Here is a 16,769-nt window from a genome sequence, read left to right on the forward strand (position 1 = left end):
ACAAGAGGCTCGGGGGCGCAGCGTCAGACGCTGGGCTGCGACCCCCGGGTGAAGGCGGCGATGATCATCTGGTTTGCGGCAAGGGTCATCGCGACGGCGTTCTCCGAGGAAAAGACAAGTCTTCCGTAGAGCCCGTCATAAAGCGAAAGAATGAGGTGCGAGATGACGAGCACATCCGCGTCCTTGCGTACCTCCCCCTCGCGCTGACGGCGTTCGAGCAGCGTGGCCATTGCCTTGACCATCTTCGCGTCGGCTTCTTCGACGACCGCTGCGATCAGGGGATTGCGCGCGGCTTCGGCAACGATCTCGAGCTTGAGGTGGGTCTGTTCGACATAGTCCGGGTCTGCCGCAAGCAGAACGCCGATCTTCTCGAGCCCTTCGCGCAGGCTGCCCGCCTCCTCGACCAGCCGCACGAGGGCAAGGTCCTCAGCAAGGTCGTCTTCGATCAGGGCTTTGACGAGATCGTCCTTGGTGGGGAAGTACTGGTAGAGGTTGGCGACGCTGACGCCTGCCTTGGCGCTGATCTCCGCCGTCGTGGCGGCATGGAAGCCCTTGCGCAGGAAGCAGGCACGCGCGCCATCGAGGATCTGCGCCCGTCGCTGCGCGCGCGCTTCGGAGTTGACGGGGCGGCCGAGCGCCTTCTGATTTGTCGATTCGCGTGCCATGGCGACTAAAATAAGCAATCGCTCACTTATGTCAATCGACAAGTCGCAGAGATGCAGCGTGCGCGGCCAACCACCTCGTAAGCATTGGTCTAGATTGCAAAAGGGGGCGTCGATGCGTGCGCAAGCGGCAGGCTAGCGCCCCGCAAACCGGCCGTCGGAGGTGGGCCGTCAGAAGCCTATGGCCTCGCAGGGTCGGATCGCGTCGACCCCGCAGCGCATTACCCCTTCTGGATCACGCGCGATGGCGGTGACATTGGCGAATTCGACCCCCAGCAGGTGATGGTCCTCGCGCACCGCCTTCACGCGATGTCCCTTCTCGGCCAGCGTTCCGGGCAAGGCGTCTCCGAGCCGGTCGGACACGAAGGTCGTGCGCTCGCTCGCGTCGATCCGCCCTGCCTCGCACGCCTGCTGGGGCGAAAGCCCGTGATCGACCACGTCGCTGATGATCTGGACGATGGCGCTGATGATCCTGCGCCCGCCGAACGCGCCGGTGCCCATCACGCCGCCGTCCGCGCCATAGACCATCGCCGGGGCCATGTTGGCGAGCGGACGCTTGCGCGGGGCGATGGCATTAGGCCCGCCGGGGCGAGGCGAGAACCATTGCATCCCGCTGTTGAGCAGCACGCCCGGCCCGGCCATGCACTTGGCGCCGAAGACGTCGCCGATGGTGTGCGTGCAGGTGACCAGCATGCCCGAGGCATCAGCCGCCGTGACGTGCACGGTGCCTTGCGGCGATCCCGGGCCGGTGCCCGGCTGGGATTGCGGCCGCGCCTCACCGCTGTAGACCCACGGGTCATGGAGCGGCGCCTCGCGGAACGCGACCCAGGGCTCGGCCTCGGTCTGGAGCGCCGGGTCAAGCCGCGCCGCATCGATCAGCGCGGCGATTTCGTCGGCATAGGCGTCCGAGAGCATGGTACCCAGCGGCACCGCGCCGAACGCCGGATCACCCGCCCAGGCATAGCGATCGGCAAAGGCGTGGCGCAGCGCCGCGATCACGAGGTGGAACCGTTCTGCGGAGGCGCGTGGCAGGGCGGGCAGATCGAACCTTTCGAGCAGCCGCAATGTCTGGAGCACGGTCCAGCCGCCGCAGGGCGAGGCCGGGACGGCGACCCGGCGGCCGCGGTAGCTGCCCCACAAGGGCTCGCCGACGCGCGGGGCATAGGTCGCAAGGTCATCGAGCGACAGGATCCCGCCGCCCGCTGCGACATCGGCCACGATCGCCCGGGCGACATCGCCGCGATAGAACGATGTGCCGCCATCCGCGCCGATCTCTTCCAGAGCATCGGCGAGCGCGGGTTGGGCGATGCGGTGGCCGTAGAGCGAGACGGGCGGCTCACCGCGATGGAGCAGGTTCGCCGCGGACTTATCGAACATCGCGAGCACGGGTTTGAAGGCCGCCGCCAGCGAATCGTAATAGATGTCGCTCGCAAATCCCTCGCGCGCCACCTTCACCGCCGGGGCGACGAGACGCGCCAAGGGCAGGCGCCCGAACATGCGGTGTGCTTCGACCAGACCGGCAACGCTCGCGGGCACGCCGCAGGACCGGAAACCGAAAGCGTTGGCATTGCCCTCGACCGCCTCGGTCGCAAGCATGCCTGAAGGCGAATCCCCGATCACCTTGAACATGTCGGGCTGCGCGGCGGCGGGGGCCAGCGTCGGAAACTCGATCGACCAGCATTTGCTTCCGGCCGGATCGTGCACCAGCATGAAGCCGCAGCCGCCGATCGAAGTGCTGAAGGGCTCGACCACCGCGGCCATGAACGCCGCGGCAATCGCGGCATCTACCGCCGAGCCGCCTTCCTTCAGGCACTCGGCCCCCGCCTCGGCCTCGAGCGCGCGGGTCGCGGCGACCGCTCCGCCCGTTACGGCCACTTCCTCGCGGCGGACCTGTTGCCGGCTGCGCACCATCATTGCCCGTCTCCCCCTAGTGTGTCGCCGCGATCACTTCGTCGGCCGCCCGCTCGCCCGCGCCGAGCGCGCCCTCGACATAGCCGCACCATTCGAGCGCAGTTTCGGTCCCGGCCCAGTGGATCCGCCCGCAAGGCGTGCGCAGCGCCGAGGCGCAGGCGTTGAGGAGGCCCGGGCCGCCGAACCCGCCGTAGCAGCCGCGCGACCAGCGTTCCTCGGACCAGTCGTGATCGACGTAATCGAGCGGCGACAGGGCCTCTGGCCCATAGGCGCTGGCGAGTTGGCGCAGCGTCTCGGCGCGCCGCGCCTCGGCGCCGCGCGGCGACCACGTGCGGGCGTGGGCAGCATCGAAGAAGCCGACGATCAGGCCTTCCGGACGGCCGGGGCGCGACACGTCGAACCAGGGCGAGAACGGCTTGTCGGCGATAAGGCCGAAGCCGTTGCGTCCCGCCTCGCGCCAGAACGGGCGGGCGTAGGCGATCCACACCTTGATGACGCTGCCCATCGCCATGCGCTGATGCAGCGCATCGCGCTGGTGCGGCAGCAGCGGGTCGTAGGCAATCTGGCCCGCCAGTGTCGGGGGCAGCGCGACGATCACGCGCTTTGCCGCAAAGGTCGCGCCCGCGGCCTCGACCCTGACCCCGGCGGCGTCCTGCGTGATCGTCCGGACGGGGGTGTTGAGCCGCACCGCATCGCCAAGCTCAATTGCCATCCGCTCCGGCACTTCGACCAGCCCGCGTTCATAGGCGAACTGCTGCGCGCCGCCGGGTGCGGCCGAGAAGATCACCTCGGCCCCGTCGCCCGCCAGCATGTAGAACAGGAAGAACCGCATCGAGACATCCTCGGGCTCGGCGCATAGCATCGAGCGGGTGAGGAAGGCGAAGGTGGCTCTGGCCCGGCGGGTGCGGGCGTGGCGGCTGACCCAGGCGGCGACCGACCAGCCATCGAGCCATGCCAGCGCCGGGCCCTGCTGCACCTCTTCGAGCGTCAGCCCCCGCGCCAGTGCGAGCAACTTGCCGAAGGTCGCCTTGTAATCGAGCCCGGCGACGAGGCCGAAGGCCGCATCGACATTCTCGCCCTCGCCCGATGCCGCGCGGCCCTGGAAATCGACGATGTTACGGCCGGCAAGGTTGGTCTCGTAGGTCCTGAGCCCGTAGGCCTCGGTCAGTGCCAGCAGCCGCTTCTGGCTCGGCCCCAGCCACATCCCGCCGAGGTCGACCGGCTGTCCAGCGAGGGTGCCGCGCTTCAGGCGCCCGCCGACCCGCTCGCGCGCCTCGAGCACCATCACGCTGAGCCCCGCAGCCCGCAGCCGGCGTGCCGCCGCGAGGCCCGAGGCGCCGGCGCCCACCACGATGCAGTCGCTGGCGAGCGGCACCACCTTGCGCCGCCCGGTCATCGGCCCGCCTCCGGCCAGGCGAAGGGTTCGGGCGAGCGGAACCGGGCAAGGACATTGCCGGTGATGCGCGCAACGTCGTTGTCATAGCCGCCGGTCGCGAGCGCCCCGGCCCAGCCGATCGAGCCGGTGGCAAACACCGCGCCGCCTGCGCGGGTCTCGAAGAAGGTCAGATCGGCGCGGGTGTCGGCGTCCTGCAACACGGGCATTGTGGCGTGGAACTCCTCTTTGACCTTGAGCATGTCGGGGCCGTGCCCCTTCGATGAGGCGATCACCAGCGCATGCGGGGGCGAGCCCAGAAGGGGGTCCCAGCGGTCGATCTCCTCGGAAGCCGCCCCGCCGCCGCGCTCGCCGTGGGCACCGATCACGCTGCCCTCGACGCCTTCGAGGATGAACTGCGCGCGTGGATCGTCCGCCCCGGGGGCGCGGTGATAGGGGGCACCGGTGATGAAGCCCTGCGCGGCAAAGCCCACTCCGACCAGCCGGTTGGGCGGCCGCCCGCAGCGCCGCCACAGCCCGCCGAGCCTGCCGTCGAACTCCTGATGATATTCGCCCGGCTCCTCGATCCAGGCGCGGGTGCCGTCCTCGGCGCGGCGGATCTCGACCGCGGCGGGGAAATGCGGGCTGAGCGCGGTGCGCCAGTAGAAGCCGTTGCCGCCCATGTAGATCAGCCGCCCGCCGCGGGCGAGGAAGGCCTCGAGAGCGTCGAGCATCTCGTCGCTGACATATTCGGGATGGGTGCCGGTCACCACCACCCGCGCGCCTTCCAGCGCCGCGACGCCGCGGGCGTGGAGGCCGTGATCGGTGACCGTGTCATAGCAGGGGGCGACGCGCTCGAGCCAGGCGGTGATCGCGGTGTCGGCGTTGAACGACCACATCCGGCTCTCGGGCCGCAGGTTGACGAGCGGGCGCAGCCACGAAGAGGTGCGCACGCCCGAGCCGTCGGCGTGGTGCTCATACAGCGATCCGCCGAACTCGGGGTGATTGATCAAAGGCATGTAATCGTCGGGCGGCGGCGGCGTGATCCCGTAGAGCATTTCCGGCAGGCGCAGGAACACCGTCTCATTAGCATAGGCGAGATAGGTCGCCGTGGAGGCAAGGAATACCACCTCGTTGCATGGCCCGTTCGGCTCGACGAAGAAGGTGGCATAGGCGCGGCCGCCATCGGGATCGGTGATCCTGGCGGCATAGGCGCCCGAGCGCAGGTCGGCCGGGACGGCCCAGTCGGTACTGCTCTCCCAGCCCATGTCGTATATGTCGTCGCTCCTGAAATGGGCCGCGCCGTAATGCTCGGGCGCGCGCTGCCAGTCATGGACGGTGCCGTCCCAGCGCAGGCCCTTGACCCCGCGCGAGGGCAGGTTGCGGGTGAGCCCGGTCCAGATCGGCCCGGTCTGGCTCGCCACCACCGGGGTCCCGGTGCCGAGCGCGAAGTCGAGCGCGCAGACCAGCGTCTCACTTTCGGGCGCCGGGTCATGGATCAACGCCTCGATCGCCTCGCGGGGGGAGGCCCCGGCGCGCACCCGCAGGGCATCGATCTTGCCGTCGAAGCTCGGCCCCTCGCCGTCGCTGGCGATCAGCATGCCCGAAAGCGCGAAGGGGACGGGCGTCATCGCCTGCGACACCTCGGCAAGGCCGCAAGGGTCGCCTTGCCCCTCGCCGATGATGCGCACGCCGGCGGTGATCATGCCGGCAGCGGCATCGACCGAAAGGCTCACCAGCGCCCAGCGGCGCAGCGGGAGCGCCAGCGGCAGGCGCAGCGGCGCGGTATCACCTGGTGCCCGCACGGCGATGGACAGGCACCCCTGTGCATCGATCCGCAGCGACACCGCCGCCGTCCCCGTGTCATCCTGCAGCGCCAGCACCCCGGCGCTCCCGGGCGGCAGCCGGGTCGGCATCAGCGCCAGCCCGAGACTGAAACTCTCCAGCATCGCGGGCTGCTGCGGCGTGACATGGGCCGAGGACCCGGCCGCGATGGGCTGCGGGTGGACCGCGATCCGGCCCTCGCCGATGGGCGCCGCCACCGGCAGGTCGAGCGGCAGCGCTGGATCGCCCTGCACGATGCGCACGCAGTCGATGGCGCAGTCGAGCGGTGTGTCGGCGTGGGCGTGAAAGCTTATGTCGTTCCCCGGCTGCACCACCAGCTGCGAGGGGTAGGCCGCGACCAGCCGGCTCACGACGCTGCACTCCGCGCATCGGTAGCAAAGCCGAGGCTGCGCTCCCAGATGTCGAGCGTGCGATCCAGCCGCTCGATAAGCAGATCGATCTCCGCCTCGGTGATGATCAGCGGCGGGGAGACCCACATCGGCAGGCCGCGGCTCATCAGCGGGCGGCGGCGCGGGCCGTAGAGCGTCGAGTAGAACGCAAGGCCGTTCTCGAAGGCGATCTTCTGGAACAGCTGCTCGGCGCCGCGCTCGGGGGCGAAGTAGGTGCGGCTCGCCTTGTCCTCGACCAGCTCGAGCACCATGAACAGGCCCCAGCCCCGGACATCGGCGATGCTCGGGTGGGCGAGCAGCCGCTCGCGGTAGGAGAACAGCCGCTCGTGCTTGGCCGCCACGCTTTCGACGAGGCGGTCTTCCTCGAGGATTCGGATGGTGGCGAGCCCGGCCGCGCAGGCCAGCGCATGGCCGCCATGGGTGAAGCCGTGGACGAAATAGGCGCGCCCCTCGTCGAAGGGCGCGCGGACGCGGTCTGAGACCACCACGCCGCCGAGCGGCATGGCGCAGCCCGACATGCCCTTGGCGATGGTCATGAGGTCGGGAACGACTCCGAAATGCTCCATCGCGAACCACGCGCCGGTACGGCCGAAGCCGGTCACCACCTCGTCGGCGATGAAGAGGATGTCGAAGGCATCGCACAGCGCGCGCACCCCCTCCCAGTAGCGGCGCGGGGCGACGAGGCCGTAGTCCGATCCGCAGCCGTGGGGTGTGGCGATGAAGGCGGCGATGGTGTCTGCGCCCTCGTAATGGAAGCAGCGTTCGATCTGCGCGAGGCTCTGGTCGACCCAGTCGTCGATGGTGACATCGTCCGGGCGGCCCGCGAAGGAGAATTGCGGCACCTTGGGCCAGTGCGGTACCATCGGATCATAGGCGCGCAGCACCCCCGGATTGCCGCTCAACCCCATCGTCGCCAGCGTCATGCCGTGGTAGCTTTCGAAATTGCTGACCACCTTGTGCTTGCCCGGCCGGCCTTCGGCGACCCAGTATTGACGGGCGAGTTTCAGAGCGGTCTCGACCGCCTCCGACCCGCCCGACACGAGATAGACCGCCGACAGGCCCGGCGGCGTGTGGCGGGCGATCGCCGCGGCAAGTTCGGCGCGCGGGCGGTTGGCGAGCATCGGGTGGCAATAGGCGAAGTGATCGAGCTGCGCGGCGATGGCCGCCTTCATGCGCGGGTCGCCGTGCCCGATATTCACGGCCATCGGCCCGCCCGAAGCGTCGATGTAGCGCCGCCCGGCGGTGTCCTGCAGCCAGATGCCGTGGGCGTCGGCGAGCTCGATGTTGAAGGGGTGATAGCCGAACACATGGGCAAAATCGCCCTCGGCGCGCAGCATCCCGATGAGGTCGTCAGAGGCGGTCGTCATGAATCAAGGGTCCTTGTGTGTGCGGGTCCGACAGCGCGGCCTAGCGGACGGTTTCGAGAAGAACTTCGCTCTCCTCGGCGGCATGGGCGGCGGCGCGGGCCTGCCTGCCGATGCGCCGGTCGAGCGCGGCGCGGATCACGCGCTGGCGCGCCTCGGTGATCGGATAGGCAAGGATGAAGGGGATCGCGGCGAGCGCGAAGACCGCCGGCAGCAGCACGTTGACGACAATCAGCGCCCATTGGCCCGCGTCGGTGTGGGCAGTGGCCGGACTGAAGCCCATCGCCTCCATCAGCGGCAGGCCGATCCCCACCCCCACCGCTTCGGACAGCTTCTTGCCGATCCCCCAGAAGGCGATGAACATGGCCCCGCGCTGGAACCCGCTGCGCAGCCATTCGAGATCGATCACGTCGGCCGCCATCGACGCCCCGAGGATCAGCGGCCCGGCATAGGCGAACCCGGTGGCGAGCTGGATCAAAGTGAAGCCGGTGACGTCGCCCGCCGGCACCAGCAGGATCGCGAGCGAGGCGACGAGGGCGATCACCGAGGATATCGCGACGACCCGGTGCTTGGCGAAGTGCCGCCCGACCCACACCCAGAAGAACGATCCCGCAACGGCGGCGAGGAAGAAGTAGAAGATCATCACGTCGGCCTGATCCCCCAATGCCGCGCGATAGCGGTAGTAGTGGATCACCGTGGTCTGGTTCATGCCGGTCGAAAGCCCGGCGAGGAACGTGCCTGCGAGCAGCAGCATGAAGGGCCGGTTGCGCAGCGTCTCGCGGAACAATTGCCGGGTGAAGGGCACGTCCTCGGCCGGCGCGCTGATGACGGGGACGAAGCGGATTAGGATGATCGTGAGCAGCGGAAGCAGGATGATCGTCGCCCAGCCGAGCGCTTCCACGTCCGAGACGATCGCCGCCGTCTCGAGCGCGGCGCGATCGGTGATTTCGGCAAGGCTGTCCGGGCGCACGAACAGCGGGAAGGTCACCGCGAACAGCAGGCCGATGACCGAGAACAGCTCGCGCGATCCGGAAATGCGCGAGCGTTCGTGGTAGTCGGGCGAAAGCTCCGCCCCCCAGGCGGCATAGGGCACCACGATCATCGCCCAGCCGAGGTAGAAGACCGAGAGCCACACGAACAGGCCGAGCGCGCTCGCATCGGGGCCGGGCATGAAGGTCTGCCAGGTGCCCAGCATCATCACCGGCACCCCGGCGAGGATCCACGGCACCCTGCGGCCCCACCGGCTGCGGGTCGAATCGCTCAGCCGCCCGATCAGCGGATCGATCACGATGTCGAGTAGCCGGGTGGCCATGATCGCGAGGCCGACCACGGTGAGCCCGAGCCCGACATGGTCGGTATATACCGGCGCGACATAGATCGCGACCGGCAGGCCGGCGACGCCGAGCGGGATGGTGAAGGCACCATAGGCCGTCAGCCGTGCTTTGCCGAGCCTGCCGGTGCCTGCCACCTTGTGTCTGCCCTGACTTCCGGCGGCACGGCCGGCACCGACCGCCGGGCTCGCCGCAGTGCTCAAAACCGCACCCCTGCCACCGCGATGACCCGGCGCGCCGGGAGCAGGAACAGGTTCGTCGGCAGGCCCGATGAGGCATCCGCGACGAACATCCCGGTCGCCCCCGCGCTGTCGAACAGGTTCGATCCTTCCACGCGCAGATACCAGCGCTCGTCGATGTCGGAGAGCTGCACCGTGCCGTTGACCACGCCCCAACCCTCGAGCCGGTCGATCGGATCACGGTTGAAGATGCGCCCCCAGATGTCGGAGCGCTGGGTCACGTCGGCGCGGATCCGCAAGGCGAGCTTGGACGAGAGCTTCTCGTCGAACTGCGCGCCCACGCGCACCGTCCACTCGGGCGCGTTGGGCAGGCGGTTGCCCTTGAGCGCGACGGCATTGCCCGCCGGCAGGCCCAGTGCGGCGCAATCGCCGAACGGCACCCCGCCGAGGAGAGTAACGAGCTGAGCGAAGGTCGCAACGCAATTGGCCGCTGTGTTGATGTCCTTGACAGCAATGGTGCCGGGCACGCCCCCAGTCGGATCGCGCGGATCGATGACGGAAGCCTCTCCGATACGTGAGCCGAGATAGGCGAAGCTGAGATCGAAAGTCAGCTGGCGCGCCGGGCGCAGCTGCAACTCGATCTCGCCGCCCCACATGTCGGCATCGATGTTCGCGTTGACCGAGGTGCGGTTGACGATGTTCGAGACCTGCAGGCCTCTGTAGTCATAATAGAAGCCGGCGAGGTTAAGCGTCGTCCCGCCGCCGAAACTTGATTTGGAGCCGAGTTCGAAGGCGTTGACCTTTTCGGGGTCGAAGGTCGGCGGCACCGCCACCACGCCTTGCGGGTTGAACCCACCCCCTTTGAACCCGCGCGAATAGCTCGCATAGACCAGCGCGTCCTCGGTGAAATCGAAATCGGGGTTCCATTCGATCACCGCGCGCCCTGTCATGGCGCTCTGGGTGAGAGTGTTGATGTCGAACGGCTGGGGCAGGCTGAAGAGCAGACTACGGTTAGACTGGTCCTTGCGGTCCCGACTCCAGCGCAGACCGCCGGTGAAGCGCAGACTGTCGCTGAGCGACACGTAAGCTTCACCGAACACGGCATAGGACTGGAGGTCGGCGACCGGAGTTTCGAGCCGGAAGAACGGCGGGGCGGCACCGAGCACTTGCCCTAGCGCATCCAGCGGCGAGCTGATCAGGTATAGGTTCTCGCTGCGGTCGAAATCGACGAAGAAGCCCCCAACCAAGAAATTGAAGGCCCCCTCGAACTGGGAAGACAGCCGCGCCTCGGCGAGCCACTGGCGGCTTTTGCCGTCAGCGCGCTCGAAGGTGTAGGGACGGTTGAACCGGCCGAGCACCTGCCCGCCGAGCGAGCCAAGATTGCCGGGATCAGGAAGGCTGGTGGCAACGCCGCCTGGAAACAGCGGGGCAAATTGCCCAGCCGCGACTGCGAAGTCGGTATCGGTGGTATAGAAGCCGTCTTCATCCTGGAAAGTTCCAAGCAGGTTCAGTGTGAAGTCACCGAATTTCTGCTCCAGTTCAACTGAGGCAATCCAAATGTCGGTCCCGATACTGGGATCAAAATCAAGCGAGACCTGACGCGGCCGCGTGGCGATCTGCGACCCAGTGAAAGGATCATCGCCGAACGGCACCAGTCCCACCCCGGCAGCGGCAAGCCCGGTCAGGGTCGCAGCGAAATTGGGAATACCCGGCTCCAAGCGGTCCGGTAGACAACCAAGATTGCCGATCGGATCGCGGTTGCAAAGCCGGCGTTGCGCCTGCAATCCGTCGCCGCGCGCATGGAGGTATGTTGCGGTCAGGTCAACGGTCGTATCGGTACCCGGCTGCCAACGCAGCGCAGCACGGCCAGAGACCGCGTCTGTGCCATTGATCCGGTTCCCGTTGGCGATGTTGCGGATGTCCCCGTCATAGGCCTCGCCATAGCCCGCAAGACGGAACGCAAGTTTCTCCGAAAGCGGCACATTAATCACCGCCTGTCCGCGATAGCTGCCGAGCGAGCCGACGCCGACATCGGCGAAGGCCTTAAAGGCGAAACCTGGGCGACGGGTGCGTAGATTGACCGCGCCGCCCGTTGCATTGCGGCCGAACAGCGTACCCTGCGGCCCGCGGAGCACCTCGACCGCTTCTAAATCGTAGAAGATGTTCGTGCTGCCGCCGCTTTGGAGAAAGGCACCATTGTAGTGGAAGGCAACGCCAGTATCCGCTCCGTCCCCAAGCACGCTCGCTCCGATCCCGCGAATGGTGTAGTTCACGCCACCGTAATTGGTTGCTGTGAAGGAGAGGTTGGGCACATAGGCCTGAAGATCGGAAGCGTTGCGCAGCTGCAGCGTGTCGAGCGACTGCTGATCGAGCGCGGTCACTGCAAGCGGCACGTCCTGGATCGATTGCAAGCGGCGCTGCGCGGTCACGAGAATTTCGTTGGGGGCGGGCGGCGTGGGCTCCGCGCTCCCGGCGGCGGCGTCCTGCGCGGCGGGCTGCTCGGCCGGATCCGCCGAACCTTCCGCACCGGGCGTGGCCCAGGCCGGAAGGCTCCACAACGCCGCGCCGAGCATGAGTGCCTGCCGGATGCCTGCGCAGCTGCGCTTACGGGTCTTGATCATGATTGTTCCTCCCCAATATTGCGCCGCCCCCGCAGCGCCTTGCCGTTGTTGTTGATGCCTGCTCCCTCGGGTGCGTGATGACGGTGCGGTGCCGGGCCGCTCAGCTGTCCTGTTCCTCGCAGGTGACGCTGACCAGCTCGCGGCCCGAGGCGAAGTTGCCCGCGCACAGCGGGGCAAGCCGGTCGAGAAAGTCGTCGGGATCGATGATTTCTTCGGGCGCGAAGACGCCATGGCGCGTGCCAAGCCCGTTGGCGAATAGCGGCAGCACAAGAGCGAAAGGTACGCTGGTTGAGCCAGCCATGCCCCCTGCGGGCATGGAGTGCACTTCGGCAGTAGCAATCGCGGGTCGTCCATTGCGCCGACCGCTCGCCCAGGCGAACAGCGGCGGCGCCACGCCCCGCGCCTTTTGCTCCTGCTGGACCGGCGCGGCGGCCTTTTCCTGCATGCTGGCCAGGATCGCGTCGGCGGCCTGGTGGATGGTCAGCGCGCCGCTGTCGACCAGCTGGGCGATCATCGCGAGACCTTCGAAGCTCTCGGGCGGGCCGACCATCGCGTTGGCGCAGTGGATCAGACCCGGCACCGCGCGCGGCAAGGTCACCGCCTCGGGGTGGCCGACCGACCAGGTGACCACCTCGCCCCGGCCCGGATAGTGGATCGTCCGGCTGGTGAGCGGTTTAACGTCCTGAAAGCCGCCGTCGGCGAGCACCCGAATGGCGCCGGTCAGCTGCTGGACCCAGTGGACGACAGCCGCACTGGCCCCGGTCGCGCGCGGACGCTGGCTGCGCATCGCCTCGAGATCCTCGTCGCTTCCCTCGATCGACCAGCAGGTCAGAAGGTCATCGACCTCGTCGAGCGCGCGCGCGGCTTTGAGCGCGATCATGTTGGTGACGCCGGGACTGGCGCCGATGCCGATCACCGCCGTGACCCCGCGCTCCTCGGCGCGGCGCGAGAGCGCCAGCATGTCGAGCGTCGGCTCCCAGTCGTCGCAGATATCAGCGTAGTGCCGCCCAGCATCGATCACCTGTTCGAGCACCGGCAACCCATGGGTGTAGAACGGCCCCACCGCATTGAGGACCACGTCATGCGCGGTGATCGCCGCGCGCATCGCCGTGCGATCATTGATGTCGAGCCCGATCGCGCCCGCTCGCCCGGGATAGAGCGCCGCCACCTCGGCCGCGTGCTCGGCATGGAGATCGGCGACCGTCACGCTTTCGACGAAATCGAACCGCACTGCTTCACGCACGGCGACCTGCCCCATGCCGCCTGCACCCCCGAGAACCAGCACCTTCATCGAATCGTCCCCATCCCTTGTCCCGCGCCTCATTGCGTCAGGATCGCGATCACATCACAACGGTTGTTATGTTGTCAAGGGGCACATAACACTTGTTGTGAGGTGGCGGTCCGGTGTATGGGGAAATAATGAGCGCCCAACCCACCGCCACCCCTGCCGACAGCCGCCGTGACGAGGTTGTTCAGGCTACCTGTGCCGTGATCGCCCGCGAAGGGCTCGACCGCGCTTCGATGCGCGCGATCGCGCAGGAGCTCGGCAGCACCACCGGGGTGCTCACCCACTATTTCCGCGACAAGAACGATCTGCTCGGCTTCGTTCTCAAGGCGATCATCGCCAAGTTGGAACTCGACCGGATCGACCCGAGCAGCGTCGAGGCGTCGCTGGAAGACGTGCGCAATCTGCTCGGCCGCTATCTTCCGGGGTCGGCGGACAATGAACTGTGGTGGCGGGTGTGGCTCGCCTTCACCGTTGCCGCGCTGTCGGACGGCAAGCAGGCCGAACAGCACCGCTCACTCTATGCCCAGATGCGCTCCATGTGGACGGCGCTGCTCACCGCGATGCAGGTGCGCGGCGAGGTGGCGGCGGAGCTTAATCCGGCGATCGAGGCCGACGTGATCCTGTGTATCGTCGACGGGGTCGGCATCCAGGCGCTGATTTCGCCGGAGCTCTATTCGCACGACTACCAGATGGCGATTGTCGAGGCCGCACTGGCGCGCCTCGCCCCGCGCTGAGGCACGAGGTCAAGGCGCCCAGGCGTTGGGCGCCTTCAGCGACCGCGCGACAGCGCCCCGTCGATCCGCATTGCAAGCCCCATGTCACCTTCGATCTTCAGGCGCGCCGTCATCATCGCCTGCGCGGCGCCGAGGGTGCCCTCGCTCATGGCGGCGAAATCGGCGATGCTCTGCTTGAGCGTGCACTGAGCGGGACGGTCCTCGTTGTCGACGACGTTGGGCACCGCGGTCGCATCGATCACCACGACGCCCTCGGGCCCGAAGTCGAACTTCACCACCGCGCCGAGGCCGCAGTCCTCACCCACCGCGTCCTTCAGCCCGGCGGTCACCTGGGCAAGCGCATCACTTGTCATCTCTTCCACTCCCTATCTGCTCTCCCGCAGCGAATCGCGGGCACCGGGTCTTAACGGCTCCCATTCAATCACAACAGTTGTTATTTTATTCCGGTCAGTCTATCTGTTGGCGAAATCCACACGGGAGAGCCCACAGAATGGCCCAGCATTTCGACGTCCTGATCATCGGCGCAGGCATTTCAGGCATCGGTTCGGCCTGCCATCTCAAGACCCAGCTTCCGGGCAAGAGCTTCGCCGTTCTCGAAGCGCACGAGAGCTTCGGCGGCACCTGGCTGATCCATCGCTATCCTGGCATTCGCTCGGACAGCGACCTGTTCACCTTCGGCTACCGCTTCAAACCGTGGGAGGGGCCGCCGATCGCCAGCGGCGCCGAGATCATGCGCTATCTCGGCGAGGTGATCGAGGAATATGCGCTCGGCCCGCAGATCCGCTATGGTCGCCGTGTGGTCTCGGCCGACTGGCGCAGCGCCGAGCGCCATTGGGTGGTCCGCGTCGCGGTCGCAGGGTCGGAGGAGATCGAAGAATATACCGCCCATTTCCTGTGGTCCTGTGCAGGTTATTATCGCCACGATCAGGGCTATACGCCCGACTGGCCGGGGCTTGCCGACTTCGCCGGACGGCTGATCCATCCGCAGGCCTGGCCCGAGGACATCGACCTTTCGGACAAGCGGGTAGTGGTGGTAGGCTCGGGTGCCACCGCGGCAACGCTGGTTCCGGCGCTCGCCGGCAAGTGCGGCGCGCTCACCATGCTGCAGCGCTCGCCGACCTATTTCTATCCCGGCAGCAACCGCAACGAACTCGCCGAAACGCTGCGCGGGCTCGATGTCGACCCAGCGTGGATCCACGAGATCGTGCGCCGCAAGGTTCTGGCCGACCAGAAGGTCGCGACCGATCTCGCGCTCGCCTATCCCGCTGCGGCCAAGCAGATGCTGATCGAGGGCGTTCGCGAACAGGCAGGGCCCGGCGTCGATATCGAGACCCACTTCACCCCGCGCTATGATCCGTGGCGCCAGCGGATCGCCTTCGTGCCCGACGGCGACCTGTTCAAGGCGCTCAAGAGCGGCGCATTCGAAATCGTCACCGACCGGATCGAAAAGTTCGTGCCCGAGGGCATCGTGCTCGAATCCGGCCGGACACTCGAGGCTGACGTGGTCGTCTCGGCGACCGGATTCAATCTCGCAGTGCTGGGGGATGTCACCCTCCATGTCGACGGCGCAGCGGTCGACATTTCCTCAGAGATGACCTGGCGGGGCGTGATGATGACGGGCGTGCCCAACCTCGTGTGGACCTATGGCTATTTCCGCGCGAGCTGGACGCTGCGGGTCGACCTGCTGGGCGATTTCATGTGCCGCATGCTGCGCCATATGGCGGCGAACGGGTGGCAGACCGTCGAGGCGGGGCCCCGTGCGCACGAGCAGGGCATGGTTCGCACGCCCTGGATGGAAGGGCAGGACTTCGCCCCTGGCTACATGCAGCGCGGCGGACACATCCTTCCCCGCCGCGGCGAAGGGCAGGAATGGACCCACACGCAGGATTACTGGACGGAACGCGACGAGCTTCCAAAAATCGACTTCACCGAGGCACCCCTGACGTTCCGCTGAAGGCCGGGCGCAGGTGAACGAGAGTTTCTTCCCTCACGGGCCCCAAGTGGTGTCCGACCCGGCCACGAGTGCCCGTCTCGCCGCGCTCGCGCCTCGATAGCGGGCTTCATCGTTCATTCATCGCCACTAATGCTCCACTTATTCAAATCATGATGGGATTGCCTTTATGTACTGGTACAAATTGATACTCGGGCTGATGCTCTCTGCACAGTCCATGACCGCATCGGCCGATCCGGCCGACACGCCTCAGAGGGACCTCGTGGTTCGCGGCGGTCAGACCATCGCCATGCAGATCAACGACCAGCCAGGGTGCTGTCAGTCTAATGCGAACCGCTCTCCACTGGATGCAATGATCCTCAACTTTGCAATTCTTTAGTTCACAAGGTTTTGCCACTCGACCAGTGCGGCCGAGCGTCGAAGCTTGAATGTGGTTCGGTCGACGAGGTGGCGTTCCTGGGAAAAGTGGTTGTGGAAGGAAGCATGGACTGAAGCAAATTTCTGTAGGGACTTCATTTGCCGAAATCGCAGCATCGCCCGTTCTCGTCGTCGAAAGGGGAGGTGGCTGTTTTCAGCTCGGTTGTTTAGCCAGCGTCCCATCTCCCGCCGCTCTACATTGCCCAGTTCCTTCATGGCGGCAGGGTAGGAGCGTAGTCCATCAGTAACGATTTCTTCTGCCTGTCCATGGCGTTTCATGGCTTTCTTCAGAAAGCGTAAAGCTGCGGATTTGTCGCGTTTCCGAGTGACGTAGCTTTCCAGAACCTCACCCTCGTGGTCTACAGCACGCCATAAATAAACCATCTCGCCGTTGAGTTTGACGTACATCTCATCAAGGTGCCAACGCCAGTGTTTGAAGCCGCGCATCCGGTTTACCCGCTGGCGCCGGATGTCTGCAGCAAACAGTGGACCAAACCTGTTCCACCACAGCCTCACCGTCTCGTGACACACGTCGATGCCGCGCTCGAATAGTAGGTCTTCAACGTTTCGCAGCGACAACGGAAAGCGGACATACAGCATCACCGCGAGACGGATGATCTCCGGTGACGAGTTGAAATAGCGGAAGGGACTGGCGGATTTGCGGCGTCGAGACATGACGCCGCTTAGCCTTCAAACGCCCTCGCT

Annotated in this window: 13 protein-coding genes; 3 read left to right on the forward strand and 10 right to left on the reverse strand. The window is 66.7% G+C overall.

Annotated features, from left to right (window positions below):
* Positions 1–23 precede the first annotated feature (23 nt).
* The 8 genes from RSE16_04905 to RSE16_04940 form a co-directional block, all read right to left on the reverse strand.
* Positions 24–665 (reverse strand): TetR/AcrR family transcriptional regulator, encoded by a 642-nt coding sequence (locus RSE16_04905; protein WRH76809.1) that lies wholly within the window; start codon positions 663–665, stop codon positions 24–26.
* 168 nt (positions 666–833) lie between these two features.
* Positions 834–2,576: a gamma-glutamyltransferase gene (locus RSE16_04910; protein WRH76810.1), complete on the reverse strand. Its 1,743-nt coding sequence runs from the start codon at positions 2,574–2,576 to the stop codon at positions 834–836.
* A 13-nt stretch (positions 2,577–2,589) separates the two neighbouring features.
* On the reverse strand, positions 2,590–3,969 hold the full coding sequence (locus RSE16_04915) for an FAD-dependent oxidoreductase (protein ID WRH76811.1): 1,380 nt from the start codon (positions 3,967–3,969) through the stop codon (positions 2,590–2,592).
* Positions 3,966–6,140 carry a DUF6605 domain-containing protein gene (locus RSE16_04920; GenBank protein WRH76812.1) on the reverse strand — a complete coding sequence of 725 codons (2,175 nt, stop codon included), beginning with the start codon at positions 6,138–6,140 and terminating at the stop codon, positions 3,966–3,968. Before RSE16_04920 ends, RSE16_04915 begins: the two co-directional genes overlap by 4 nt.
* Positions 6,137–7,546 (reverse strand): aminotransferase class III-fold pyridoxal phosphate-dependent enzyme, encoded by a 1,410-nt coding sequence (locus RSE16_04925; GenBank protein WRH76813.1) that lies wholly within the window; start codon positions 7,544–7,546, stop codon positions 6,137–6,139. Before RSE16_04925 ends, RSE16_04920 begins: the two co-directional genes overlap by 4 nt.
* Before the next feature lie 40 nt (positions 7,547–7,586).
* The gene (locus RSE16_04930; protein WRH76814.1) at positions 7,587–9,011 is read right to left on the reverse strand and encodes an MFS transporter; all 1,425 of its coding nucleotides are present in this window, start codon (positions 9,009–9,011) and stop codon (positions 7,587–7,589) included.
* Positions 9,012–9,073: 62 nt separating this feature from the next.
* On the reverse strand, positions 9,074–11,674 hold the full coding sequence (locus tag RSE16_04935) for a TonB-dependent receptor (GenBank protein WRH76815.1): 2,601 nt from the start codon (positions 11,672–11,674) through the stop codon (positions 9,074–9,076).
* A 100-nt stretch (positions 11,675–11,774) separates the two neighbouring features.
* The gene (locus RSE16_04940) at positions 11,775–12,965 is read right to left on the reverse strand and encodes a saccharopine dehydrogenase NADP-binding domain-containing protein (protein ID WRH76816.1); all 1,191 of its coding nucleotides are present in this window, start codon (positions 12,963–12,965) and stop codon (positions 11,775–11,777) included.
* A gap of 128 nt (positions 12,966–13,093) precedes the next feature.
* On the opposite strand from RSE16_04940, the gene RSE16_04945 reads away from it, so the two are divergent.
* Positions 13,094–13,696, forward strand: a complete 603-nt coding sequence (locus RSE16_04945; protein WRH76817.1) for a TetR/AcrR family transcriptional regulator — start codon at positions 13,094–13,096, stop codon at positions 13,694–13,696.
* A 35-nt stretch (positions 13,697–13,731) separates the two neighbouring features.
* On the opposite strand, the gene RSE16_04950 is transcribed toward RSE16_04945, so the two are convergent.
* Positions 13,732–14,049 (reverse strand): SCP2 sterol-binding domain-containing protein, encoded by a 318-nt coding sequence (locus tag RSE16_04950; protein WRH76818.1) that lies wholly within the window; start codon positions 14,047–14,049, stop codon positions 13,732–13,734.
* Between the two features lie 137 nt (positions 14,050–14,186).
* On the opposite strand from RSE16_04950, the gene RSE16_04955 reads away from it, so the two are divergent.
* Both RSE16_04955 and RSE16_04960 read left to right on the forward strand, forming a co-directional pair.
* On the forward strand, positions 14,187–15,650 hold the full coding sequence (locus RSE16_04955) for an NAD(P)/FAD-dependent oxidoreductase (protein ID WRH76819.1): 1,464 nt from the start codon (positions 14,187–14,189) through the stop codon (positions 15,648–15,650).
* A 166-nt stretch (positions 15,651–15,816) separates the two neighbouring features.
* Entirely contained in the window at positions 15,817–16,026 is a 210-nt protein-coding gene (locus RSE16_04960; protein WRH76820.1) for a hypothetical protein, read from the forward strand.
* On the opposite strand, the gene RSE16_04965 is transcribed toward RSE16_04960, so the two are convergent.
* Positions 16,023–16,739, reverse strand: coding sequence for an IS6 family transposase (locus tag RSE16_04965; protein WRH76821.1), 717 nt, complete (start codon positions 16,737–16,739; stop codon positions 16,023–16,025). The genes RSE16_04960 and RSE16_04965 overlap by 4 nt on opposite strands.
* Between the last annotated feature and the right edge of the window lie 30 nt (positions 16,740–16,769).

This window comes from Sphingobium sp. (assembly GCA_035196065.1).
Classification (GTDB): Bacteria; Pseudomonadota; Alphaproteobacteria; order Sphingomonadales; family Sphingomonadaceae; genus Sphingorhabdus_B; species Sphingorhabdus_B rara.

Coding starts and splice junctions, on each gene's coding strand:
- RSE16_04910 (WRH76810.1), bottom strand. CDS start 2,576: ATGATGGTGCGCAGCCGGCAACAGGTCCGCCGCGAGGAAGTGGCCGTA.
- RSE16_04905 (WRH76809.1), bottom strand. CDS start 665: ATGGCACGCGAATCGACAAATCAGAAGGCGCTCGGCCGCCCCGTCAAC.
- RSE16_04955 (WRH76819.1), top strand. CDS start 14,187: ATGGCCCAGCATTTCGACGTCCTGATCATCGGCGCAGGCATTTCAGGC.
- RSE16_04945 (WRH76817.1), top strand. CDS start 13,094: ATGAGCGCCCAACCCACCGCCACCCCTGCCGACAGCCGCCGTGACGAG.
- RSE16_04925 (WRH76813.1), bottom strand. CDS start 7,546: ATGACGACCGCCTCTGACGACCTCATCGGGATGCTGCGCGCCGAGGGC.
- RSE16_04960 (WRH76820.1), top strand. CDS start 15,817: ATGTACTGGTACAAATTGATACTCGGGCTGATGCTCTCTGCACAGTCC.
- RSE16_04965 (WRH76821.1), bottom strand. CDS start 16,739: ATGTCTCGACGCCGCAAATCCGCCAGTCCCTTCCGCTATTTCAACTCG.
- RSE16_04935 (WRH76815.1), bottom strand. CDS start 11,674: ATGATCAAGACCCGTAAGCGCAGCTGCGCAGGCATCCGGCAGGCACTC.
- RSE16_04950 (WRH76818.1), bottom strand. CDS start 14,049: ATGACAAGTGATGCGCTTGCCCAGGTGACCGCCGGGCTGAAGGACGCG.
- RSE16_04915 (WRH76811.1), bottom strand. CDS start 3,969: ATGACCGGGCGGCGCAAGGTGGTGCCGCTCGCCAGCGACTGCATCGTG.
- RSE16_04940 (WRH76816.1), bottom strand. CDS start 12,965: ATGAAGGTGCTGGTTCTCGGGGGTGCAGGCGGCATGGGGCAGGTCGCC.